The following is a 20,743-nucleotide window of genomic DNA, read 5'->3' on the forward strand; positions in this document are numbered from 1 at the left end:
GGAGCGGGCGTCGGATGTGATGGTCTCGAAGGATTTGAACCCAGAGGACGAGCGCCAGCGAAGTCCTCGCGGTTCAGAATCCGCCCCAACCCACTTTCTGATTCCTCGCAACGACGAGCGACAGCGAGGGGTCCACTTCGCCCACGCACTACGACTCGTTACTACCCGACGAGTCAAGCAGTAACTGCCCCCTCCCACCACCTTCTCCACCAACCGCACCGCCAACGGCTCCTCGACGCGAATCTGGCAGGAGGGACGCGGATACTCAAAGTACGCCGTTCTGCCTCAATCGCCACACCACACTCCAGCCGCCCCAGTCGGCGTGGTTCGAGACGTGCACACTACGAGCGCCGAACACCGACGCCCAACCACCCGAGCCGTGCGTGTATCGTGGAAGCTTTACCCGCTCCGCCGCTCCGTATCCAGTAATGCAGGGCGAGGACACCGCGACCGGCCGACGCACGTTCCTCTCGGCGGTCGGCGGCGCGGCGGCGGCGGCGATGGCCGGCTGTACCGGCGGCGACGGCACGCCCACCGAGAGCGGCGTGCCGTCCGGCACCGCGACCGAGGCGTCGACGCCCGAGGGCGGCCCCCAGTCCGGCGGCACGCTCCGGGTCGGCTTCGAGTCCGAACTCACCGGGCTCGACCCCCACCAGACCGAGAGTGTCGTCTCGTGGGTCGTCGTGTTCAACGTCTGCGAGACGCTGATCACGTTCGAGGACGGCGCGCCCGCGAGCCGGCTCGCGACCGACTGGGAGATCGGCGACGACGGCCGCACGTACACGTTCACGCTGACCGAGGACGCCCGGTTCCACCCGCCGGTCGACCGCGGGATGACCGCCGAGGACGTCGTCTACTCCTTCGAGCGGATGAACCAGGACACCGCGATGGGCTCCGATCTCGCCGCCCTCGAGAGCGTCGAGGCGACCGGCGAGTACGAGGTGACGTTCACCCTCTCGGAGACGTTCGCCCCGTTCTTCAACTTCCTCGGGCGCGTCCCGTGGGTGGTCGTCCCCGAGGAGGCCGTCGAGGCACAGGGCGGCGAACTCGGCGACTTCCAGGAGCCCGTGGGGACTGGCCCGTTCCGGTTCGAGGAGCACCAGCCCGGCGACCAGCTCACGCTCGCGGCGTTCGAGGAGTACCGCGAGGACGACACCCCGCTGCTGGACGGGATCGAGATCACGCCCATCCCCGACGCCGACTCCCGCGTCGCCGCGCTGCGGGGCGACGACGTGGACATGGTCCGGGGCGTCTCCGGCAGCGACGCGGGGACGCTCCGCGAGGACCCAGAGACGAAGCTGTCCCGCCAGCGCGGCACCGAGTGGGGACAGGTCCACATCAACTGCAGCGAACCCCCGTGGGACGAGCCCGCGGTCCGCCGCGCGGTCGCCCACGCGATCGACCGCGAGTCGATCGTTCAGGCCGCCGTCTCGGGGTACGGGCAGGCGGCGTGGCAGCCCTACGCCGAGGACAGCATCTGGCACTACGACCTCGGCGACAGCCGGCGCACCCACGACCCCGAGCGCGCCCGCGAGATCCTCGACGAGGCGGGCAACCCACTCGACGGCGAGACGCTAACGATCAAAACCAACTCACGGTACCAGCTGATGGAGACCACCGCCGACCTGCTGGTCGCCCAGCTCGCGGAGGCCGGCGTCGACGCCGAGACCGAGACGCTGGAGTGGGCGACCCAGCTCTCGGACTTCGTCGGCGGGAACTTCGGCGCGATGGCCTTTTCGGTGCCGTTCAAGATCGACCCTGATCGACACTACTTCGGCTTCGTCCACCCCGAGGGGACGCAGTTCAACCACTACGGCGAGGACCAGCCCGACGCCGAACGGATGTACGAACTGCTCGAACGCGGCCGCAGCGAGACCGACGAGGACGCCCGCGTCGAGGCGTACACCGAGTTCGAGAAGCTGGTGAACAAGAACTGCCCGTGGATCTCGGTCGCGCGCGCGGACGGCATCTCCGGCCTGCGCTCGAACGTCTACGGGATCCAGCCGTGGCTGCTGCCGTACACACGCTACTGGACGATGTGGAAGGGGGAGTGAGCGTCGAGGGCGATGGTCTCACGGCTGCAGGCGTTCCTGGTCCGGCGGCTGCTCTGGGCGCTGCCGGTGCTCGCGCTGGTGTCGGTCACGATCTTCGGGCTGATCAGGCTCGTCCCCGGCGATCCGGCGATCGTGATGCTCGGCGCCGACGCTCCGCCCGAGCAGCTAGCTGCTGTCAGGGCCGAACTCGGGCTGAACGACCCCCTACCCGTACAGTACGTCGACTACGTCACCGACGCCGTGCAGGGTGACCTCGGACGCTCCTACGTCAACGACCGCGCGGTCAGCGCCGCTATCGCCGACCGCCTGCCGACGACGCTGTTTCTCACGCTCGCGGGCTTTCTGGTCTCGCTGACCATCGCGATCCCTGCGGGCCTGCTGAGCGCGACCAACCGCGGCGAGTGGCTCGACGGCGTCGGCCTCGGCTTCGGCCTGCTGGGCGTTTCGATCCCGAACTTCTGGCTGGGGATCCTGCTCCTACTCCTGTTCGGCGTCAACCTCGACTGGCTCCCCGTCGCGGGCTACACCTCGCCGCTGAAGGATCCGATCGCGGGGATCCGCTACCTGATCCTGCCCGGAATCACCCTCGGCACCGCGATGGCCGCCGTCGTCACCCGGATGCTTCGCTCGGAGCTCCTCGAGGAACTGCGCCGGGAGTACCTCGACGCCGTCCGGATGAAGGGGACCAGCGAACTCCGGGTGCTGGCCCACGCGACGAAGAACGCGTTCATCCCGGTCGTGACGGTGATCGGGATGCAGTTCGGCTACCTGCTCGGCGGCTCGATCGTGATCGAGCAGGTGTTCTCCATCCCCGGGATGGGCCGCCTGTTGATCGACGCGATCGGGAGCCGGGACTACATCATGCTCCAGGGCGTGGTGCTCGTCTACACCACGTTCTTCGTCGCCGTCAACATCGTTGTCGACGGCGCGTACTTCTACCTGAACCCGAAGCTGCGGGGTGAAGAATGAGCGAGCGTGACGCCGCTACCGACGCCGCAAGCGAGAACACCCCCGACCGCCCCGACTCCCCGCTCGTCCGCCGCGCCCGGACGTTCGCCGCGCGGTTCCGCCGGAACAGCCTCGCGATGGGCGGGCTGATCGTCACGGTCGGCTTCCTGCTGATCGCGCTGCTGGCGCCCGTGATCGCGCCGTACGATCCCGCGGCCGTCGACGTGCCCGCGCGGCTGCAGGGGCCGAGCCTCGCCCATCCCTTCGGCACCGACCGCTACGGCCGGGACCTGTTCTCCCGCGTGCTGTACGGCGCCCGGATCGCGCTGCAGGTCGCGGTCGCCACGCCGCTGCTCGCGGCGACGGTCGGCGTCCCAATCGGCCTGACCGCGGGCTACGTCGGCGGCCGCGTCGACGACGCGCTGATGCGCCTGATGGACAGCATCTTCGCGTTCCCGGCGATCCTGCTCGGCCTGACGCTCGTGGCGGTGTTCGGCCAATCGCTGACCAACATCGTCGCCGCGCTGGGGATCGTCTACATCCCGCAGTTCGCCCGCGTCACCCGCGGCAGCGCGGTCTCCGTCGTCGAGGAGGAGCACGTCCGCGTCGCGCGCTCGCTGGGCGCCTCCCACGTCCGGATCGTGCTCGTCCACGTCCTGCCGTTCTGCCTCTCGGCGATCCTCGTGCAGGCGACAGTGACGGCCGCGCTGGCGATCGTCCTCGAATCGTCGCTCTCCTTCCTCGGCGTCGGCGTCCCCTCGCCCCGGCCCTCGTGGGGGTCGATCCTCCGGGTCGGGAAGGGGTACGTCGACAGCGGCGAGTGGTGGTACAGCGTGTTCCCGGGCGTGGCGATCGTGATCGCCGTCCTCGGGTTCAATCTGCTCGGGGACGGCCTGCGCGACGTGCTCGACCCCCGAACCGACCCCAACAGGTGACTCACGATGGCTGACTCCCACTCCACGACCGACGAACGCACCGCCCCCGCGAGCGACGAGCCACTCCTCCGCGTCGAGGACCTCCGCACCAGCTTCGGCCGTCGCGACCCGCTCGTCGCCGTCGACGGGATCAGCTACGAGCTCGGGGCCGGCGAGACCCTGGGGATCGTCGGCGAGTCCGGCGCCGGGAAATCCGTCTCGGTGCGCTCGCTCGTGGGACTGATCGACGAGGGCGAGGTCGAGGGATCGGTCGAGTGGCGCGGCGAGGAACTGGTCGGCGCCCCGCAGCGGAAACTCCGGTCAGTCCGGGGATCGGGGATCGGGATGGTGTTCCAGAACGCCGAGGCGGCGTTCGACCCCACCGAGACCGTCGGCGCCCAGATCGTCGAGGCGGTCCGGGCCAGCCGCGATCTCTCGAAGCAGGAAGCCCGCGCCGAGGCAGTCGAGCTGCTCGAGGAGGTGGGGATCGGCGACCCCGAGGGGCGGTTCCGGGACTACCCACACGAGTACTCCGGCGGGATGGCCCAGCGCGCGGTGATCGCGATGGCGCTGGCGGGCGAGCCGGACCTGCTGATCGCCGACGAGCCGACGACGGGGCTGGACGTCAGCGTCCAGGCCGGCATCGTCGACCTGTTCCGCGAACTCGTCGCCGAGCGGGAGATGTCGCTGCTGCTGATCAGCCACGATCTGGGGATCGTCTCCCAACTCTGTGAGCGGATCATGGTGATGTACGCCGGCCGGATCGTCGAGCGCGGCAGCCGGAAGGCGCTGCTCGGCTCCCCCCGCCACCCCTACACGCAGGCGTTCCTCCGGAGCGTCCCCGACGTCGACGAGCGCCGCGACCTCGAACCGATCGGCGGCTCGCCGCCCAGCCTCGACGACCCACCCGAGGGCTGTCGGTTCCATCCGCGCTGCCCCGCCGCTGAAACGGGGCTCTGCGACGGCGAGGCGCCGCCGACGGTGCGGTTCGCCGACGAGGAGGCGGACGCCGGCGGGCGCGACGCCGACCGCCACGAGGCGACCTGCTACGCCTACACCGACGCCCACCCCGGCGGCGAGGCGTACGACCGCTCGGCGGTCGAGTCGATCGACTGGGACGACGGAACGGAGGGCGAGCGATGACCGACCCCCTGCTCTCGGTCCGTGACCTGAAGCGCCACTACCCGGTTCGCTCGGGCATCCTCAAGCGACAGACCGGCGCAGTCCGGGCGGTCGACGGCGTGAGCTTCGATCTCCAGCGCGGGGAGACGTTGGCGGTCGTCGGCGAGTCGGGCTGCGGGAAGTCGACGCTCGCGGAGACGGTGATCGGGCTGGACGAACCCACTGCTGGTGAGGTGACCTTCGACGGAGAACCGATCGCCGGCACGCAGTCAGGCGGCGGGTGGAAAACCATCTCGGGCGGCGCCGACAAGGCGTTCCGCCGCCGGGTCCAGATGGTGTTCCAGGACCCGTTCTCGACGCTGAACGAGCGGATGACCGTCGGCCGCATCGTCGCCGAACCGCTGGTGATCCACGGCGAGCGCGAGGACGACCGTACGGGGTACGTCCGGGAGCTCCTCGAGACGGTGGGGCTCGACCCGGAGCACCACTACGACGCGTTCCCCCACGAACTCTCGGGCGGGCAGCGCCAGCGCGTGGGTATCGCTCGGGCGCTCGCGCTCGACCCCGACCTGCTCGTGCTCGACGAGCCAGTCTCCGCACTGGACGTGAGCGTCCGCGCGGGCATCCTGGAACTGCTCCGGGACCTGCAGGCGGAACGCGGGCTGACGTACCTGCTGATCAGCCACGACGTGAGCGTCGTCCGGCAGGTGGCCGACCGCGTCGCGGTGATGTATCTCGGCGAGTTCGTCGAACTCGGCCGGCTCGGCGACGTGCTCGACGAGCCGGCCCACCCCTACACCGAGGCGCTGCTGTCGAGCGTCCCACGGGTCCGCGCCGAACCGGAACCGGACGAACGGATCCACCTCCCCGGCTCGCCGCCGGACCCCGCGGACCCGCCCGAGGGCTGTCGGTTCCACCCGCGCTGTCACCTGCGCGAGCGGCTCGGCGACGACGACGCCGCGCGGTGTGTGGCCGAAGATCCGGAACTCACAGAACGCGAAGACGGCGGGGAGCCCCGGCGCGGGGCGGACGACGGTCGGACGGTCGCGTGTCACTTCCGGCCGGAGTAGCGACGGCCGGCAGTTGTGAACCGTTCGCGAGGCACGCTCGGATTGCCTTCGCACAGTCATCCACCCGACGATGAGCGAGCACGCCGACCCCGAATCGTTCTACCACGAGTACGACGTCGCCGAGCGGGACCGCATCGCCGAACTCCGGGCCGATCCCGCACGGATCTCTCGGTCCACGTGCTGGCGGTCGGGCACGCGCCGGACGGGTAGCTCGGTCGCCGAGCGACGCCACGATCTTCCCATCGCCGACGATGCGGCTGCTGTCGGGTCAGTACGAACACCGTACCCGCCGACAACGTCCCCCTGCCCGGCGGCCGGCCGAGCCGAACCACCCGTTCGGTCGAGGGGTGTCCACTCGTAACTAATCCCGTCGGGGGGGAGGTCAGCAGCAACCGATCGGGGCCGACGGTCGACGGCGACCCCACCCCGTTCGGACACCAACAATGACCGACGACAACCCAATCAAACTGTCTCGACGGAAGGTACTCGGCGGTGTCGGAGCGATCGGGCTCGCGAGCGCGGGCGCCGGACTCGGCACGACTGCCTACTTCAACGACACCGAATCGTTCGCCGGGAACAGCCTCGAAGCGGGCGAACTCGACCTGTTCGTCCACGTCGACTACACCGAAGACCAGGGCGACTACGCCCAGTGGAGCACGCCGCCGGGCACGTTCATCGACGGTGATGTCGTCGGTGGCGGCGACGGCGAGCCCCTCAGCATCGAAGTGACCGACCTCAAGCCCGGCGACTCCGGGGAAGGGGAGTTCTGTTTCTCGATCGTCGACAACCCCGCCTACCTCTGGATCTGTGGCGGGCTGACCGAGAACGCCCAGAACGAAACGACCGAGCCCGAGGAAGACGCGCTCGAGGAGCTGTACGGCTCCACACCTGCCGACGGCCAGCTGGCCGACGCGATGACGGTCACGCTCTCGTACTGCACCACCGAGCTGGACGAGGAAACCGAGGAGGAGACCACGGTGATCGGCGACGAGGTCGTCTCGGGCTCGCTCGCGGAGGTCATGGCGATGCTCGCCGCCGGCGTTCCGCTCGCGGGCGACGGCGACGGCGAGGCGCCCCTCGCGGACCGCCCCGTCTTCGAGGGCGTCGACGATCAGACCGACACCGCCGAAACGTGCCTCTGCTTCGAGTGGTCGGTCCCCACCGACGTCGGCAACGAGATCCAGACAGACTCCGTGGCGTTCGATCTGGAGTTCTACGCCGAACAGGCCCGCCACAACGACGGCACGACCAACCCCTGCATCGACGCCTCCTACAGCGCCGACTACGTCAACCCCGACGGGATCGCCCAGCCGATCCCCGAGGGCGCGGCCCGGGTCGACGTGACCTACGGCGACGAGAACGTCGTCTACGGCGTCACGTTCGACGAACCCGACGGCAGCCAGCACAGCCTAGCCGACCCGAACTTCGCGAACGCGAACTTCTCGCTCCCGTTCGACGTCGAGGACGACGGCGCCTACGACTTCCAGGTGGCCTGGAATGCCGAGGGGAACGACGCGTTCCGGTACTCCGGCGTGGAGAGCGGCCCCAACTGGGAGAAGGACACCTCGGCCGGCTGGTCCGCGCTCCCCTCGGGGTTCACCGCCGTCAAGTCGGGGTCGCAGGCGTTCATCAGCGTCCCACGTTCCCAGCTCGAGACCGGTGGGGCCGCCTACGGCTTCGGATTCAACGCAAGCGCCGGCGGCGAGCAGCCCTCGGTGTCGATCCCCAGCGGCGGTCCGTACTCCTCGAACGCGAACTGGACGTCGAGCGAGAACAGCCAGGAGGAGACCGTCCAGTAGGCCGGACCGTGGTTCACCCACCGACGGTTCCCCCTCGCCCGGACTCGCGACAGCCTGAGGCGGCGGCATGAAGCCGTGCCGGCGGTTGGCCGGCCGTATCGCGCCGTCTCTCGCTGCTGGTCGCGGCGTCCAGAAACGAACGGTACTCCTCGCGCTCGCGGCGTTGTTCCTCCTGCTGCTCGTCGTCGGGTGGCTCGTACGACTCTGACCCCGCCCGACGGTCGTCAGTCCTCGCCGAGGTACGCCGCGATCTCCTCGTCGTCGATCGCGTCCAGCACCGCGGTCGTGTCCAGGTGGCCGGCGAGCCGACGGTGCCCCTCGTGGCGCAGTTCCTCGATCTCCTCGGGCGAGCGTTCGGTGGCGAACGCGCGGTCGATGTAGCGCTCCCGGAGCCGTTCGATCGCCTCGTCGTCGAGGTCGCTGTCCTCCATCTCGTTGTCGAACCACGTCTCCCAGCGCTCGCGCTCGGCCCAGTCGCCGCTGAACTCGCTTTCGGGCCGGAGCCAGTCGTAGACGGGCGCGACCTCGCCCGCCAGCCCCTCGGCCTCCCGGCGGTCCTGCAGCAGCGTCCGGGCGACGTGGGCGCCGTGGCCGGCGGCGGTGATCGCTTGTGCGTTCCGGTGCTCGGTCGGGGCGGCGACGTACAGCCCCTCGATCGGCGTGCTGCCGTCGCTGTCGGGGAACGACCGGTCGAGCAGTTCGTGCTCCTCGCCGTGGTGCTCCTCGGTCTCGAACATCCCGCCGTCGGTGTCGAGCGGTTGCAGGTACGAGGCGTCGTACCACGCGGCGGCGACGACGTAGCGTGCCGTCAGTTCCTCGCCCTCGGCCGTCTCGACGCGGAACGCCTCGCCGTCGCGCTCGACGGACTCCACGAGATCCGGGACCCGTGTCGCGCCGACGGCGTCGATGTGGTCGTGAAACAGGTCAGTCAGCGTCTCGGGATCGATCCCCCCAGGGAACCCGGGGTAGTTCTCGACGAACGCTGCGCGGGCCAGCGCCGCGTTCCCGCGGTCGTAGACGACGGTGTCGAGCCCGTACCGCGCGGTGAACACGGCGGCCGCGCTCCCGCTCGGGCCGCCGCCGACAATCACGACGTCGCGGTCGGGCTCACTCATCGAACTCTCCGGTGACGATGTCGGCGACGCGCTGACGGTCGAACAGCTCCTCGCCGCCGAACTCCTCGGGGTAGAGCCCCCGGGCGGCGTTCTCGAGCTGGAACAGGTGGATGATCGGACCCTGATACGTCAGGCCGCCGTAGATCACGCGGTCGTTCTTCACCGCCGTGAGTTCGCTGGCCACGTCGTCCTCCTCGAGCGGTTTGCGGATGTTCTCGTCGAAGTACTCCTCGGAGATCTCGCCCTGGAGGCGGATCGCGAGCGCGTCGGGGTCGATCTCCAGCAGGCGCTCGAAGTCGATCGTGCCGCCGCCGGCCTGCGCGTCGGTGACGCCGTTCCGGGCGAGCGCGTCGCCGACGCCCAGATCCCGCCACTGCTTGGCCTGGGTCCCCTCGCCGATCAGGTACGGGTAGAACGACTCCGGCGGGATGCCCGCCGGGTACAGCAGCGCGATATCGGGACGCTCCTCGGGGAGTCGCTCCTCGACGTCGGCGAGCACCTCGTCGTGCAGCGCCGCGAACGCCTCGTAGCGCTCCCGTTCCTGGAAGATCTCGGCGACTTTCTCGAACGCCTCGTACATCGTGTGGTACTCGTAGTCGTGCCAGCCGTAGGCCCGTGAGAACGTCGTGTTGCCCGCGAACGGGGCGACGTTCTCGCCGATCTCGGTCACGTCGTCCCGGTTCCAGCCGAGCCGGTTGACCATGAAGTTCGGGTCGATCACGTGGACGTCGGCGCCGACCTCGTAGAAGATCTCCTTGTCCGTCCCGTTGTCGTACAGCGCTGTCAGTTCGTCCTCGTCGACGGCGACGCCGGGCAGGTCGTCGTAGTAGTGGGTGCCGTAGCGGGCTTTGAGTCCGATCCCCTCCAGCCCGTCGGCCTGCCCGAGCGCGACGCCCATGTCGGCGTAGTCGCCCGTGTACGGCAGCCAGTCCTCGGGCACCTCGTCGAACGTGACCTCACCGACGGGCGCCATCGTCACCGAGTGCCCCTCGTCGGGCGTCGCCGTCGCGGTTCCGGTCTCGCTCGGCGTCTCCGTCGAGGAGCCGCCGATACAGCCTGCGAGCAGCCCCGCGCCGACGGTGGCGCCCGCCCCCAGCAGTTCGCGTCGCGTCGGTCCGAACTCGTCCATACGCTTTTTGGCCGCCCTAAACGAATTTAGTCGTTGCGGTCTTTCGGCCGGCCTAATCCTCTCGAACACGGGCCGTTATTACCTAAAGGAATATATCTGAGTAACAATTATTAAGCTACTGCATGCACTACCGACCTCCATGACCGAACGAGTCGCGACCACGCTGGGGCTGTACCCGCTCCCGGACTGGGCGAAAGACGAGCTCTCGGACCTGAAAGGACACCAGAAGGGTGACCTCGTCGACGGCAGCGAGGGCCCCGAGATCCGCGAGGCGTACGGGCGCGTCCGCGAGGAGTTGATCGACGACCAGCGCGACGCCGGCCTCGACCGGATCGTCGAGGGGCAGGGCCGCTGGGACGACTTCCTCGCCCACCCGCTCGCGGTCCACGACAGCGTGGAGACCGGCGGCATCGTTCGCTACTACGACAACAACAACTTCTACCGCGACCCGCAGGTCGTCGACGAACTCACCCACGACAGCGATGTGGCCGCGGAGTTGGACGCCGCGACGGGGCTCCTGCACGACGACGAACCGCTCCAGGCCGTCCTCCCCGGCCCGTACACGCTCGCGGAGCTCGCGACTGACGAGTACTACGGCGACGAGGCGGAGTTCCTCGCCGCCATCGCGGAGTTCCTCGCCGGCGAGGCCGAGGCGCTGCCCGCCCACGAGACGCTGTTCCTGCTCGACCCGTCGCTGGTGACCGACCCGCCTGAAGACGACGAGAACGAGCGCGTCAGCGACGCCGTCGACACCGTCGCGAGCGCCACGGACGCCGACGTCGTGCTCCAGAGCTACTGGGGCGCCCACGAGGAGAGGACCTACGCCCACCTGATGGACGCCGACGTGGACGCGTTCGGCTTCGACTTCGTCGCCGGCGACCGCGACGCCCACCTGTACAACGTCACGGAGTTCGGCACGAAATCGGACGTCTCGCTCGGCCTCGTGGACGGGCAGAACACCGCCGTCGAGAGCGCCGACACCGTCGCCGAGCGGATCGAGTGGGTTCAGGACCAGATCCCGAGCCAGACGTTCGACACCGTCTACGCGACGCCGAACACCGAACTCGCCTACCTCCCGACCTCGACGCACCGCGAGAAGCTCTCGGTGCTGGCTGAGGCGGCCGAGATCGTGCCGGAGACGGAGGTGAGCGCCTGATGGCCCGCGACGCCGACAACCGCGAGCAGTTCCGCCCCGACGACCACGAGCACGACCACTTCCTGCTGACCAGCGTCGTCGGCTCCTACCCCAAGCCGACGTGGCTCAACCGCGCCGACGACCTCGTCGACGACCCCGAGTCCTCCTTCGACGAGGACGACCTCGAAGAAGCCCACGACGACGCCTGCCGGCTCATCACCGAGGAGCACGAGCGCAGCGGGCTGGATACGGTCGTCGACGGCGAGATGCGCCGCAACGAGATGGTGGAGTTCTTCGCCGAGCGCATCGACGGGTACGAGTTCAACGGCCCCGTGAAGGTGTGGGGGCACAACTACTTCGACAAACCGAGCGTCGTCGAGGCGGTCGAGTACGACGAGCCGTGGCTGGTCGACGAGTTCGAGTTCACCGACGCGGTGGCCGAGCGCCCCGTCAAGGTCCCGATCACGGGGCCGTACACGCTCGCCAACTGGGCGTTCGACGAGCACTACGGCGACAGCGAGGCGCTCGCCTACGACCTCGCCGATCTCGTAAACGAGGAGATCGAGAAGCTCGTAGATGCGGGCGCCCGCTACATCCAGATCGACGAGCCGGCGCTGGCGACGACGCCCGACGACCACGCCATCGTCGGCGGCTGTCTCGAACGCATCGTCGACGGCGTGCCCGACGAGGTCCGCGTGGGCGTCCACGTCTGCTACGGCGACTACTCGCGGATCTACCCCGAGCTCAACGAGTTCCCGGTCGACGAGGTCGACCTCGAACTCTGCAACGGCGACTACGAGCAGATCGAGACGTTCGCCGACGGCGAGTTCGCGCCTGACCTCGCGCTGGGCGTCGTCGACGCCCACACCGCCGATGTCGAGAGCGTCGAGGAGATCGAGGCGAACATCCGACAGGGGCTGAAGGTGGTCCCGCCGGAGGAGCTCACGATCTCGCCGGACTGCGGGCTGAAGCTCCTCCCCCGCGAGGCCGCCTACCAGAAGACCGAGAACCTCGTGACGGCCGCCCGGAACGTGGAGGCCGACCTCGACGCCGGGGAGATCGACGTGCCGGTTCGGTCCGCCGCGACCGCAGACGACTGATCCGCCCGGCACGCGGTCAGCCGGGCGGGGCGACTGATCTCGCCGGCGAAGTGAGCCGGCGAGGACGACTGATCGTCACGGTGCCGGTCTGCCGCGACGGACGACTGACCGTCGCGGTGCCGGTCTGCCGCGCCGGACGACTGATCGTCGCGGCGCCGGTCTGCCGCGACGGACGACTGACGCCGACGCCCTCTGCGTTTCGGGCCAAACAAATTTACCTGTGATCCGTCAACGAGTGAAACGACTATGCCAGCGATGAGCACGCTCGACTGGCTCGGAGTCGTCGGACCGTACGCGATCTTCTTCGTGATGTTGATCGTGTACTACGTCTGGGAGGGGCGCCGTGAACGCGCGCTTCGGGAACAGTACGAGGAGGGGGAGCATGCTTAGCGGCCTCCCCCTCCAGGGCGGCGGTATCGCGGGCGGGGCAGGGGTCTGGGTGCTCGGCACGTTCGCGCTCTACCTCGTCGTACTCGTCGGGATCGGGCTGTGGGCCTCCCGCTTCATGGACTCCGTCGGCGACTACGTCATCGGCGGACGGGAGATCGGGCCGGTGGTGACCGGCTTCTCCGAGCGCGCCTCCGAGATGAGCGGCTGGCTCACGCTCGGCGTGCCCGCGGACGCCTACGGCACGGGGATCATGGCGTTCCTCAACGGGCTGGGGATGGTCCCGGCCGACCTGTTCGCGTGGGCCGGCATCGCCAAACGCCTGCGGAAGTACACCGAACTCGTCCGGTCGGTGACGCTGCCGACGTTCTTCGAGACACGGCTGGGCGACGACACCGGTTCGGTGAAAGCCGTCTCGGCGATCGTCCTGATGCTGTTCGAGGGCGGCTACGTCGGCGCCCAGATCGTCGCCGCCGGCACGCTGCTCCAGGTGCTGACCGGGATCCAGCCCTGGGTCGGTATCATCGTCGGCGGGATCATCGTGATCGGCTACACGTTCCTCGGCGGCTACTTCGCGGTCGCGTGGTCGGACTACTTCCAGGGGGCGATCATCCTGATCGCGTTCATCATCCTACCCGTGCTCGCGTTCGCGGAGATGGGGCTGCCGTTCGAGGCGGTCGCGGCCACGGCGGGCGAGTCGGCGACCAGCATCACCGCCGGAATGGCGGGCTGGGCCGCCGTCTTCGGCGTGATCAGCTACGCCGCCATCGGGCTGGGCATCCCCGGCAACCCTCACATCATGGTCCGCTTCATGGGGATCGACAGGGTACGGAACATCCGGCTCGCGGCGCTGGTCGCCCAGCTGTTCATGTTCGTCGCCTACATCGGCGCCGCGCTCGTGGGGCTGTACGCCATCGCCATGTTCGGTGACGGCGCGCTCGCGGACCCCGACAACGCGATGCCCCGGCTCACGCTCGACCTGCTGCCCGGCGTGATCGCCGGGATCGTGCTCGCGGCCGCGCTGGCGGCGATGATGTCCAGCGCCGACTCACAGCTGCTCGTTGCGACGAGCGCGGTCGTCGAGGACGTCTACCACGGGTTCCTCGACCGCGACGCCAGCCAGGAGCAGCTGGTTCGTTACTCCCGCTACGTCACCTTCGCGCTCGGTGCCGCCAGCGTGGCGTTCGCCTTTATCGCACAGGGCACGCCGATCTACACGCTGGTGCTCGACTACGCGTGGGGCGGCCTCGGCGCGGCCATCGGGCCGACCGTGATCGCGACGCTCTGGTGGAAACGCGTCACGGCGAAGGGATCGGTCGCCAGCATGATCGTCGGCACGGCGACGATGGTGCTCTGGACGCAGCTCTCGACCGTCCTCGGCTGGCTCGGGATGATGCCGCCGGAATCCGCCGCGTTCTGGTACGGGCTCGTGACGGTGTACGGGCTGTTCCCGGCCTTTATCCTCTCGGTGATCACGCTGGTCGCCGTGTCGCTGGCGACCGAGCCACCCGAGAACGTCGACGAGCATTTCGACGCGTTCGACAAGCCGCTCTCGGCGATCGTCTCCGAGAACGATTCGGCGGGCACGCCCGAGTACGTGGCCGACGGCGGGACGAGCGTCGACAGCCCCGCCGCGGCGACGGACACCTCGCCGAAGGTGCTGACCGAGAGCGACAACATCCGCGCCCACGTCGCCGCCTCGGGTTACTGGAACGATGACGACTGAGCAGGGGGCGGACGACCCGCTCCCGCCCGCCGACCACCCGCTGGTCGGCGACCGGCACGAGGCGGTCGACCTCCCGGTGATCGAGCCCAGTGTCGCGCGCGAGTCGGTCGATTCATCGGGCCGCGTCGGCGCGGTCGCGTACCCGTTCCGGGTGTACGAGACGGAGATCGAGGTCGACAGGCCGCTGTTCGCCCCGCGGAAGGATCGACGGGTGATCAGCGTCGACCGCTCGCGGCGACTCGCGGTCCGGGCCGACACGCTCCCCGAGGTCGCGGAGAAACGGGTCGAGGACGTGCTGGTACTTCCCGGGGAGCTGTCGCCGGAGCAGGCCGACGAGAAAGCCGAGGAGGCCGCCTTCCAGTGGACGCTCCGGGGGTCGATCCTCGCGGAGGCACCGGAGATCGAGTTCGAGGAGGTCGTCGACGCGTACAAGCTGTTCTGGCTGGCCGAACGCCCGGACGGCGACGTGATAATCGACAGCGTGCGCGACGACCAGCGGCCGTTCGAGGGGTAATAGCCGAGAAAATCTCAGTCGTCGCTCGACTCGATCACGTCGACGACGGGACCCGGCTCGGCCGCGTCGTCGTCCTCATCTTTTTCACTCCCCGGCGTCGGCAGGAACGGCGCGATCAGCGCGGCGACGGCCAGCAGCACGGCGACGTACCGGACGGCGTCGACGTACCACTCCTCGGGTTCGAGCTCCTCGGGGTTCTCGTAGCCGACGAGCATCGAGCGGTTCCCGATCTCGATCGCTTTCTCGGGGAGGGCGGCGCCGGCGACGCCGGCGACGAACGCGAAGGCTCTCTTGAGCATACACCGGGCGTTCGGGCGCCGGACAGGTGGCGTTTGTGGTTCCAGTTCCCCAGCCCGGCAGACTATCGATCCACGACCCGATTAGCGACCTCGGCTGCTAACCCCCATCTCGGGCGGGCATTGGGTTGTTTTAGGTGGGCCAAAATAATGGGCAGATTTTTAACCTGTGAACTGCCGATACGGTTCGTGCTACGAACAGAATCGAGGTCGGGTCGGCAGAGAGATCGGCAGAAACTGGCGGACTGTCGACGATGGGGCGGAACCGCGGCAGGGATCGGGGCGGCAACGCCATCGAGTCCGAACGAGGACGAGGGATGAGTTCGTCGGTGGTCACCCGAGCGCTCGCGGTCGTGTTCGCCCTCCTGATGGTCTCGGGGGCAGCCGCCCCGGCGATGGCGGCCGGCGGAATCGAGTCGACGACGGATGATCCGGTCGTCGACGCTGTTTCCGGGTTGTTCTCTTCGCAGAACGATACTCGGGACAACGCATCGACTGAGACGCCGAACGCTACGGCGACGGCGACCGCTACGGCGACGGCGACGCCGACCGCTACGGCGACGGCGACAGCCAGCAATACGTCGGCCGAGTCGTCGAACGATACGTCGACGGCGAACACCTCCGTCGGGACGTCCGAGGTCGACGGATCCCTCTCGACGCTCTCGAACGCCACTGTGGCTAACGACACGGAGTCCGGCGTCGTTGAAGTCATCGTCCGCGTTGAGGAGTTCGAGGTCCCCGAGGTCTCGACGATGACCAGCGAGGACGTCGTCGAGGGGATGAAGAGCCACGCCGAGACCACCCAACAGCCCATCGTCGACTACGCTGAGTCGACCGACGGCGTCGCTCTCCTCAATCAGTACTGGATCACGAACGCGGTGTTGCTGCGCGTCGACACGCGGACCGTCGACGCGGAGTCGATCGTCGGCCAGCCGGGCGTCACTGGCGTCCACAGTAACTTCCAGGTGAACGCGCTCGCCGGGAGCGAGAACGGGACCGCGTCCGGGGGGGCCAACACCACCGACGCTCCCACCGGGAACGTCACCTACGGTCTCGACCAGTTGAACGTACCGGAGGTCTGGGAGGAGCACGGCACCCGCGGCGCTGGCGTGAAAGTTGCCGTGCTGGACACCGGGATCGACGCCGGGCATACGGATCTGAGCCTCTACACCGAGAACCCCAGCGACGAGACGTACCCGGGTGGGTGGGCGGAGTTCGACGATGACGGCGAGCGTGTCGAGGGGTCGACACCACACGCGACCAGCCAGCACGGGACCCACGTCTCCGGCACCGTCGCCGGAGGTGACGCGAGCGGCGCGGCCATCGGCGTCGCGCCGGACGCGCAGTTGATGCACGGACTGGTGATCCCCGGCGGGAGCGGTTCCTTCGCTCAGATCATCGGCGGTATCGAGTGGGCAGTCGAGGAGGACGCCGACGTGATCGGCATGAGCCTCGGCGCGGAAGGGTACTACACCGCGATGATCGACCCGATCCGGAACGCCGAGGACGCCGGGACGATCGTCGTCGCGGCCTCCGGGAACGCGGGGCCTGAGACGGTCTCGTCGCCGGGCAACATCCACGACGCGCTGTCGATCGGCGCGTCCGGCCCGGACCGCGACATCGCGCGCTTCTCCAGCGGCGACGTGGTTCAGACTGACCGCGACTGGGCCGACGCCGCGCCAAGCGACTGGCCGAGTTCCTACGTCGTTCCGGACGTTTCGGCGCCGGGTGTCGACACCTACAGTACGCTGCCCGGCGACGAGTACGGCGAGAAGTCCGGCACGTCGATGGCGACACCCCACATCGTCGGCGTCGTGGCGCTGATGGAGTCCGCGGCGGGCGGGGAGATCTCCGCGAACGAGGTCAAAGCCGCACTGAAGGAAACCGCGACCAAGCCCGACGGCGCGCCCGCCGGACAGGATAGCCGATACGGACACGGGATCGTCGACGCGCTCGCAGCCACCACCACGGTCGCCGCCGATCAAGGGATCGATGGAACGGTCACGAACACCGACGGAACGCCGTTGGTCGACGCGACGGTGACCGTGGACAACGGTGCCGAAACGACGACCAACGAGACCGGTCAGTACTTAGTTCGGACTCTGCCGGGCACGTACAACGTAACCGTCTCCGAGTTCGGTTACGAGACGGCGAACACGACGGTGTCGGTGAACGACAGTCTACTGGCGACCCGAGACGTGAGCCTCGCGCCCACGCTCGCTGCCGGAGTGATCGACCCGCAGGACGACCAGGTCGAGTCGGGCGGCGAGGCAACCGTGACCTACCACACCGCCCACGCCGACTCGCTGACCGTGACGCGGGTGGGGACGATGGACGGGAACGCGACGCTGTTCGTCGACGGGACCGAGTACGCCTTCGGCGAACCCATCGATCTCGACCCTTCGGACGACACGACCGTCAGCGTGCGGGTCGAGATGTCGGCCGAGGCGAGCGGCGAACTGATGCTCGATAACACCGTCACTGGCGACGGTGAGACGACGACGCTCACCACCGGACCGACCGACGTGGTCCCCGACCCGACCTACGTCGGCATCGTCGACAGTACCGGGTCGCAGTACGCCGACCAGCTCTCCAGCGCCGTCGAGGCGAACGTCCCTGGTGAGTACTTCGTCTCGGTCGTCGACCCGTCGGCGGCGATGACGAACACCGACCAGTACGACGTGCTCGCAGTCCATCGCGTCGGGTCGGAGATCGACCTCGGAGCGTTCGTCGCGGCGACGAGCGACCCCGACACTGGGGTCGTCTACCTCGACCAGTGGGGTGTCGCGAGCAACGGCATCACGGCGCTGTCGGACGCGACACAGAACCCTGTCGTGACCGGTCAGTCGACGGAGACCGACGGCGCGGTGTACGACGTTGTCCGGAACCACACGCTGTTCGACGGCGTCGCGTCAGCGGGCGGGACGATCACGATCCACAACCAGTCCCGCGGCGACATCGCGTGGTTCCAGCGCTACGACGGCACGACGCTCGCGACGGCGACCGACGGCGGCGACGAGGTGCTCGGAACCGGCGTCGCTGTCGACGAGTCGACCCAGACCGTGCTGCTCTCCTCGCTCGGGCGCAGTTCGACGGTCCGGAACCAGCAGATAACCGACGACGCGAACGCGCTGTTGGGGAACGCGATCACGTACGTCGACTCGCTCCCACCGGCGTGGTTCGAGTCCGAACAGCCTGCCCACGTGACACCGGGTGAGTCGTTCACCGTCGACGTCGTCGACGACGATCTCGAACGCCTCAACGTCACGCTCGCGGACGACTCGACCGTCGATACGGCGAACCTCACGCTCACCATCGGCGGTACCGAGCGCGAGTTCGGCGAGTCCTACGCGGTGAACGGGAGCGGCGATCCCGTCCCGGTCGAGGTCACCACCTCGACGGGCATGGTCGGGACCGCGGCGCTCTCGATGGCAGCGGAAGGCAGCAACGAGACAGTCGAACTCCGCAGCGGCGAGACGGCAGTGTACGCCAAACCGCTGGTCGTCCCGGAGGACGTGGGGACGATCCAGCAGGCGGTCGACCTCGCGCCCGCGGGAGCGACCATCGAGATCGCGAACGGCACGTACACCAACCCCGTCGAGGTGACGACGCCGGGCGTGACGCTGACTGCCCACGGCGACGAGCGCCCGACGATCGAGACACGGATCAGCGGCTTCTACGAGCCGGTCGTCCACGTCAACGCACCGGACGTCACGGTCGAGCGACTCGACGTCGTCGCACAAGGGATCGCACCCGACGGGATCGCCGTCGAGCGGTCGAACGCAACCATCCGACACGTCTCCGTCGGCGGTGCGGCCAACGCCATTCTGATCGGTGGCGCCGGCTCGACCGCCGACGGCGCGGTCGTCCACGACGTGACCGTCACGGAGGGCTCCGACCTCCTCGCACGCGGCGTCTCGGTCGGCGAGGCCGACGACGCTCACGTGTACAACGCGACGATATCCGGACAGAACTCCGGGATCGACGTGTACGACTCCGCGAACACGGTGATCGAGAACAACACTGTCACCGACAGCGGCGTCGGCTACGCATCGTTCGAGACGGACAACCTCCGGCTGGTGAACAACCAGGTGTACGACGGCGACGGGACGAAGACGCGGGCGGCCACCGTCGGCATCCAACTCGAAGCGTTCGTCACTTCGGCGACCGTCGAGGGGAACCGGATCGGGAACGTCGAAGAGGGAATCTTCGTGAGCGGGGTGAACACCGGCGCGGAGATAACACGGAACGAGGTGACCGGCGCCGAGTACGGCGTCTGGATCGAAGGCGGCGACCTCCCGGCGCTCGACGTGCAGTACAACGACCTCGCGGCCGCGAACGTCTCGGTGGGCAGTAATCTCGACCGGACACTGTCGGCCACGCTGAACTACCACGGCGACCGCGACGACGAGGCGTTCGTCGAGGGTGACGTGGCCTACGAGCCGTTCCTGACCGCGCCGCCCGAGCAGGTGGACACGAACGAGACCCGGCGTTTCGGCGTCGATCTGACGCTCGAAGCCGGCAACGTCTACGGTGTCGGCGTCCCCGGGGCGACTGATCAGACGGTTTCTGAGCTGTTCAGCGACGGCTTCGAGGGTGCCGTTTACGGCTTCGACGCGACCGACCAGTCGTGGACGCTGCTCTCCGGTGACGACCCGGTCGGCGCCCTGCAGGGGCTCGCGGTCGTCGCCGACAGCGACGGGCGGATGACGATCACTCACCACGTGGGGACGGGCTCCCCGACCGCACCCGGACAACAGACGCTGACCGAGGGGTGGAACTTCGTCGGGGCACCCGAGTACGACGGCCTGAACGAGGCGTTCGGGGCCGGGACGGTCGACCCGACGCTCGCGATGTCGCCGTTCGCCTCGCCCGAGACCCAGCCCGGTCCGAGCGGAGGCTTCGACGGCGTCTACCGTTTCGACGGATCGGCGAGCACGGCCCCGGAGGCGAGCGCCTACCAGGGCTACTTCGTCTTCGTCGAGGAGGAGAGTACGCTGCCGTCCTACGTGGTCCCGAACCCCTCGGTGACCGAACTCTACCAGGGGATCGGCGTCTACGACTCGAACGCCACCGCTGATGCGAACACGTCGGCGAACGGCTCGACGACCGCGACCGCGTCGGTCGAGAGCGTCCTCGCCAATGCGAACGGAACTGACCGTGATCTGACTCGGGAACTGCTCTCACAGGTGATCTCCCGTGAGATCCAGGCGCAACTCGGCGGCGAGATCGACTCGCAGGCGGAGCTCGACGCCGCTGTCGACGCGATCGTCGACGACGCACCCGCCGACCGACGGGATCTGGTCGCGGCGGCGGCAGCGGACGCGATCGAACGACTCCGCGGAGGGACGAGCGAACGCCGTGACGCGGTTGTCGACACATCGACGACCGCGATCCCCATCACCGGCTGATGCACGACGACGTGACTCACCTA

Annotated in this window: 17 protein-coding genes; 13 read left to right on the forward strand and 4 right to left on the reverse strand. The window is 68.7% G+C overall.

What is annotated here, in order from left to right; translation table 11 throughout:
• The first annotated feature begins 428 nt into the window (after window positions 1-428).
• The 7 genes from B4589_RS12050 (at window position 429) to B4589_RS12080 (ending at window position 7,907) form a co-directional block, all read left to right on the forward strand.
• Window positions 429-2,054 (forward strand): ABC transporter substrate-binding protein, encoded by a 1,626-nt coding sequence (locus tag B4589_RS12050; protein ID WP_079234503.1) that lies wholly within the window; start codon window positions 429-431, stop codon window positions 2,052-2,054.
• A gap of 12 nt (window positions 2,055-2,066) precedes the next feature.
• The gene (locus tag B4589_RS12055; RefSeq protein ID WP_079234504.1) at window positions 2,067-3,023 is read left to right on the forward strand and encodes an ABC transporter permease; all 957 of its coding nucleotides are present in this window, start codon (window positions 2,067-2,069) and stop codon (window positions 3,021-3,023) included.
• Window positions 3,020-3,937, forward strand: coding sequence for an ABC transporter permease (locus B4589_RS12060; protein ID WP_079234505.1), 918 nt, complete (start codon window positions 3,020-3,022; stop codon window positions 3,935-3,937). Before B4589_RS12055 ends, B4589_RS12060 begins: the two co-directional genes overlap by 4 nt.
• Before the next feature lie 6 nt (window positions 3,938-3,943).
• Complete coding sequence (locus B4589_RS12065; RefSeq protein WP_079234506.1) at window positions 3,944-5,059, forward strand: ABC transporter ATP-binding protein; 1,116 nt, start codon at window positions 3,944-3,946, stop codon at window positions 5,057-5,059.
• On the forward strand, window positions 5,056-6,108 hold the full coding sequence (locus B4589_RS12070; RefSeq protein ID WP_079234507.1) for an ABC transporter ATP-binding protein: 1,053 nt from the start codon (window positions 5,056-5,058) through the stop codon (window positions 6,106-6,108). The genes B4589_RS12065 and B4589_RS12070 overlap by 4 nt, the downstream gene beginning before the upstream one ends.
• A 70-nt stretch (window positions 6,109-6,178) precedes the next feature.
• A complete protein-coding gene (locus tag B4589_RS12075; RefSeq protein WP_143414335.1) occupies window positions 6,179-6,469 on the forward strand; it encodes a hypothetical protein in 291 nt (96 codons plus the stop codon).
• Window positions 6,470-6,551: 82 nt separating this feature from the next.
• Window positions 6,552-7,907 (forward strand): SipW-dependent-type signal peptide-containing protein, encoded by a 1,356-nt coding sequence (locus B4589_RS12080; protein ID WP_079234508.1) that lies wholly within the window; start codon window positions 6,552-6,554, stop codon window positions 7,905-7,907.
• A 224-nt stretch (window positions 7,908-8,131) separates the two neighbouring features.
• On the opposite strand, the gene B4589_RS12085 is transcribed toward B4589_RS12080, so the two are convergent.
• Together B4589_RS12085 and B4589_RS12090 are read right to left on the reverse strand one after the other, a co-directional pair.
• A complete protein-coding gene (locus tag B4589_RS12085; RefSeq protein WP_079234509.1) occupies window positions 8,132-9,022 on the reverse strand; it encodes an NAD(P)/FAD-dependent oxidoreductase in 891 nt (296 codons plus the stop codon).
• Complete coding sequence (locus tag B4589_RS12090) at window positions 9,015-10,151, reverse strand: ABC transporter substrate-binding protein (RefSeq protein ID WP_079234510.1); 1,137 nt, start codon at window positions 10,149-10,151, stop codon at window positions 9,015-9,017. The genes B4589_RS12085 and B4589_RS12090 overlap by 8 nt, the downstream gene beginning before the upstream one ends.
• Window positions 10,152-10,290: 139 nt before the next feature.
• Here B4589_RS12090 and B4589_RS12095 point away from each other — a divergent pair, with 139 nt between their 5' ends.
• The 5 genes from B4589_RS12095 (at window position 10,291) to B4589_RS12110 (ending at window position 15,013) form a co-directional block, all read left to right on the forward strand.
• A complete protein-coding gene (locus tag B4589_RS12095) occupies window positions 10,291-11,307 on the forward strand; it encodes a 5-methyltetrahydropteroyltriglutamate--homocysteine methyltransferase (protein ID WP_079234511.1) in 1,017 nt (338 codons plus the stop codon).
• Window positions 11,307-12,386 (forward strand): methionine synthase, encoded by a 1,080-nt coding sequence (locus B4589_RS12100; RefSeq protein WP_079234512.1) that lies wholly within the window; start codon window positions 11,307-11,309, stop codon window positions 12,384-12,386. The genes B4589_RS12095 and B4589_RS12100 overlap by 1 nt, the downstream gene beginning before the upstream one ends.
• Window positions 12,387-12,641: 255 nt before the next feature.
• Window positions 12,642-12,776 (forward strand): hypothetical protein, encoded by a 135-nt coding sequence (locus B4589_RS18225; RefSeq protein ID WP_255246084.1) that lies wholly within the window; start codon window positions 12,642-12,644, stop codon window positions 12,774-12,776.
• Window positions 12,769-14,499 carry a sodium/proline symporter gene (locus tag B4589_RS12105; RefSeq protein WP_079234513.1) on the forward strand — a complete coding sequence of 577 codons (1,731 nt, stop codon included), beginning with the start codon at window positions 12,769-12,771 and terminating at the stop codon, window positions 14,497-14,499. Before B4589_RS18225 ends, B4589_RS12105 begins: the two co-directional genes overlap by 8 nt.
• Window positions 14,489-15,013 (forward strand): hypothetical protein, encoded by a 525-nt coding sequence (locus B4589_RS12110; protein WP_079234514.1) that lies wholly within the window; start codon window positions 14,489-14,491, stop codon window positions 15,011-15,013. Before B4589_RS12105 ends, B4589_RS12110 begins: the two co-directional genes overlap by 11 nt.
• A 14-nt stretch (window positions 15,014-15,027) precedes the next feature.
• Here the strand turns inward: B4589_RS12110 and B4589_RS12115 are convergent, their stop codons facing one another.
• Complete coding sequence (locus B4589_RS12115; protein WP_079234515.1) at window positions 15,028-15,312, reverse strand: hypothetical protein; 285 nt, start codon at window positions 15,310-15,312, stop codon at window positions 15,028-15,030.
• A 130-nt stretch (window positions 15,313-15,442) separates the two neighbouring features.
• Complete coding sequence (locus tag B4589_RS18230; RefSeq protein WP_255246085.1) at window positions 15,443-15,982, reverse strand: hypothetical protein; 540 nt, start codon at window positions 15,980-15,982, stop codon at window positions 15,443-15,445.
• Window position 15,983: 1 nt separating this feature from the next.
• Between B4589_RS18230 and B4589_RS12120 the strand changes: the two genes are divergently transcribed.
• A complete protein-coding gene (locus B4589_RS12120; RefSeq protein WP_255246086.1) occupies window positions 15,984-20,720 on the forward strand; it encodes a S8 family serine peptidase in 4,737 nt (1,578 codons plus the stop codon).
• The last annotated feature ends 23 nt before the right edge of the window (window positions 20,721-20,743 follow it).

Origin of the sequence: Halolamina sp. CBA1230 (genome assembly GCF_002025255.2) — an archaeon.
Classification (GTDB): Archaea; Halobacteriota; Halobacteria; order Halobacteriales; family Haloferacaceae; genus Halolamina.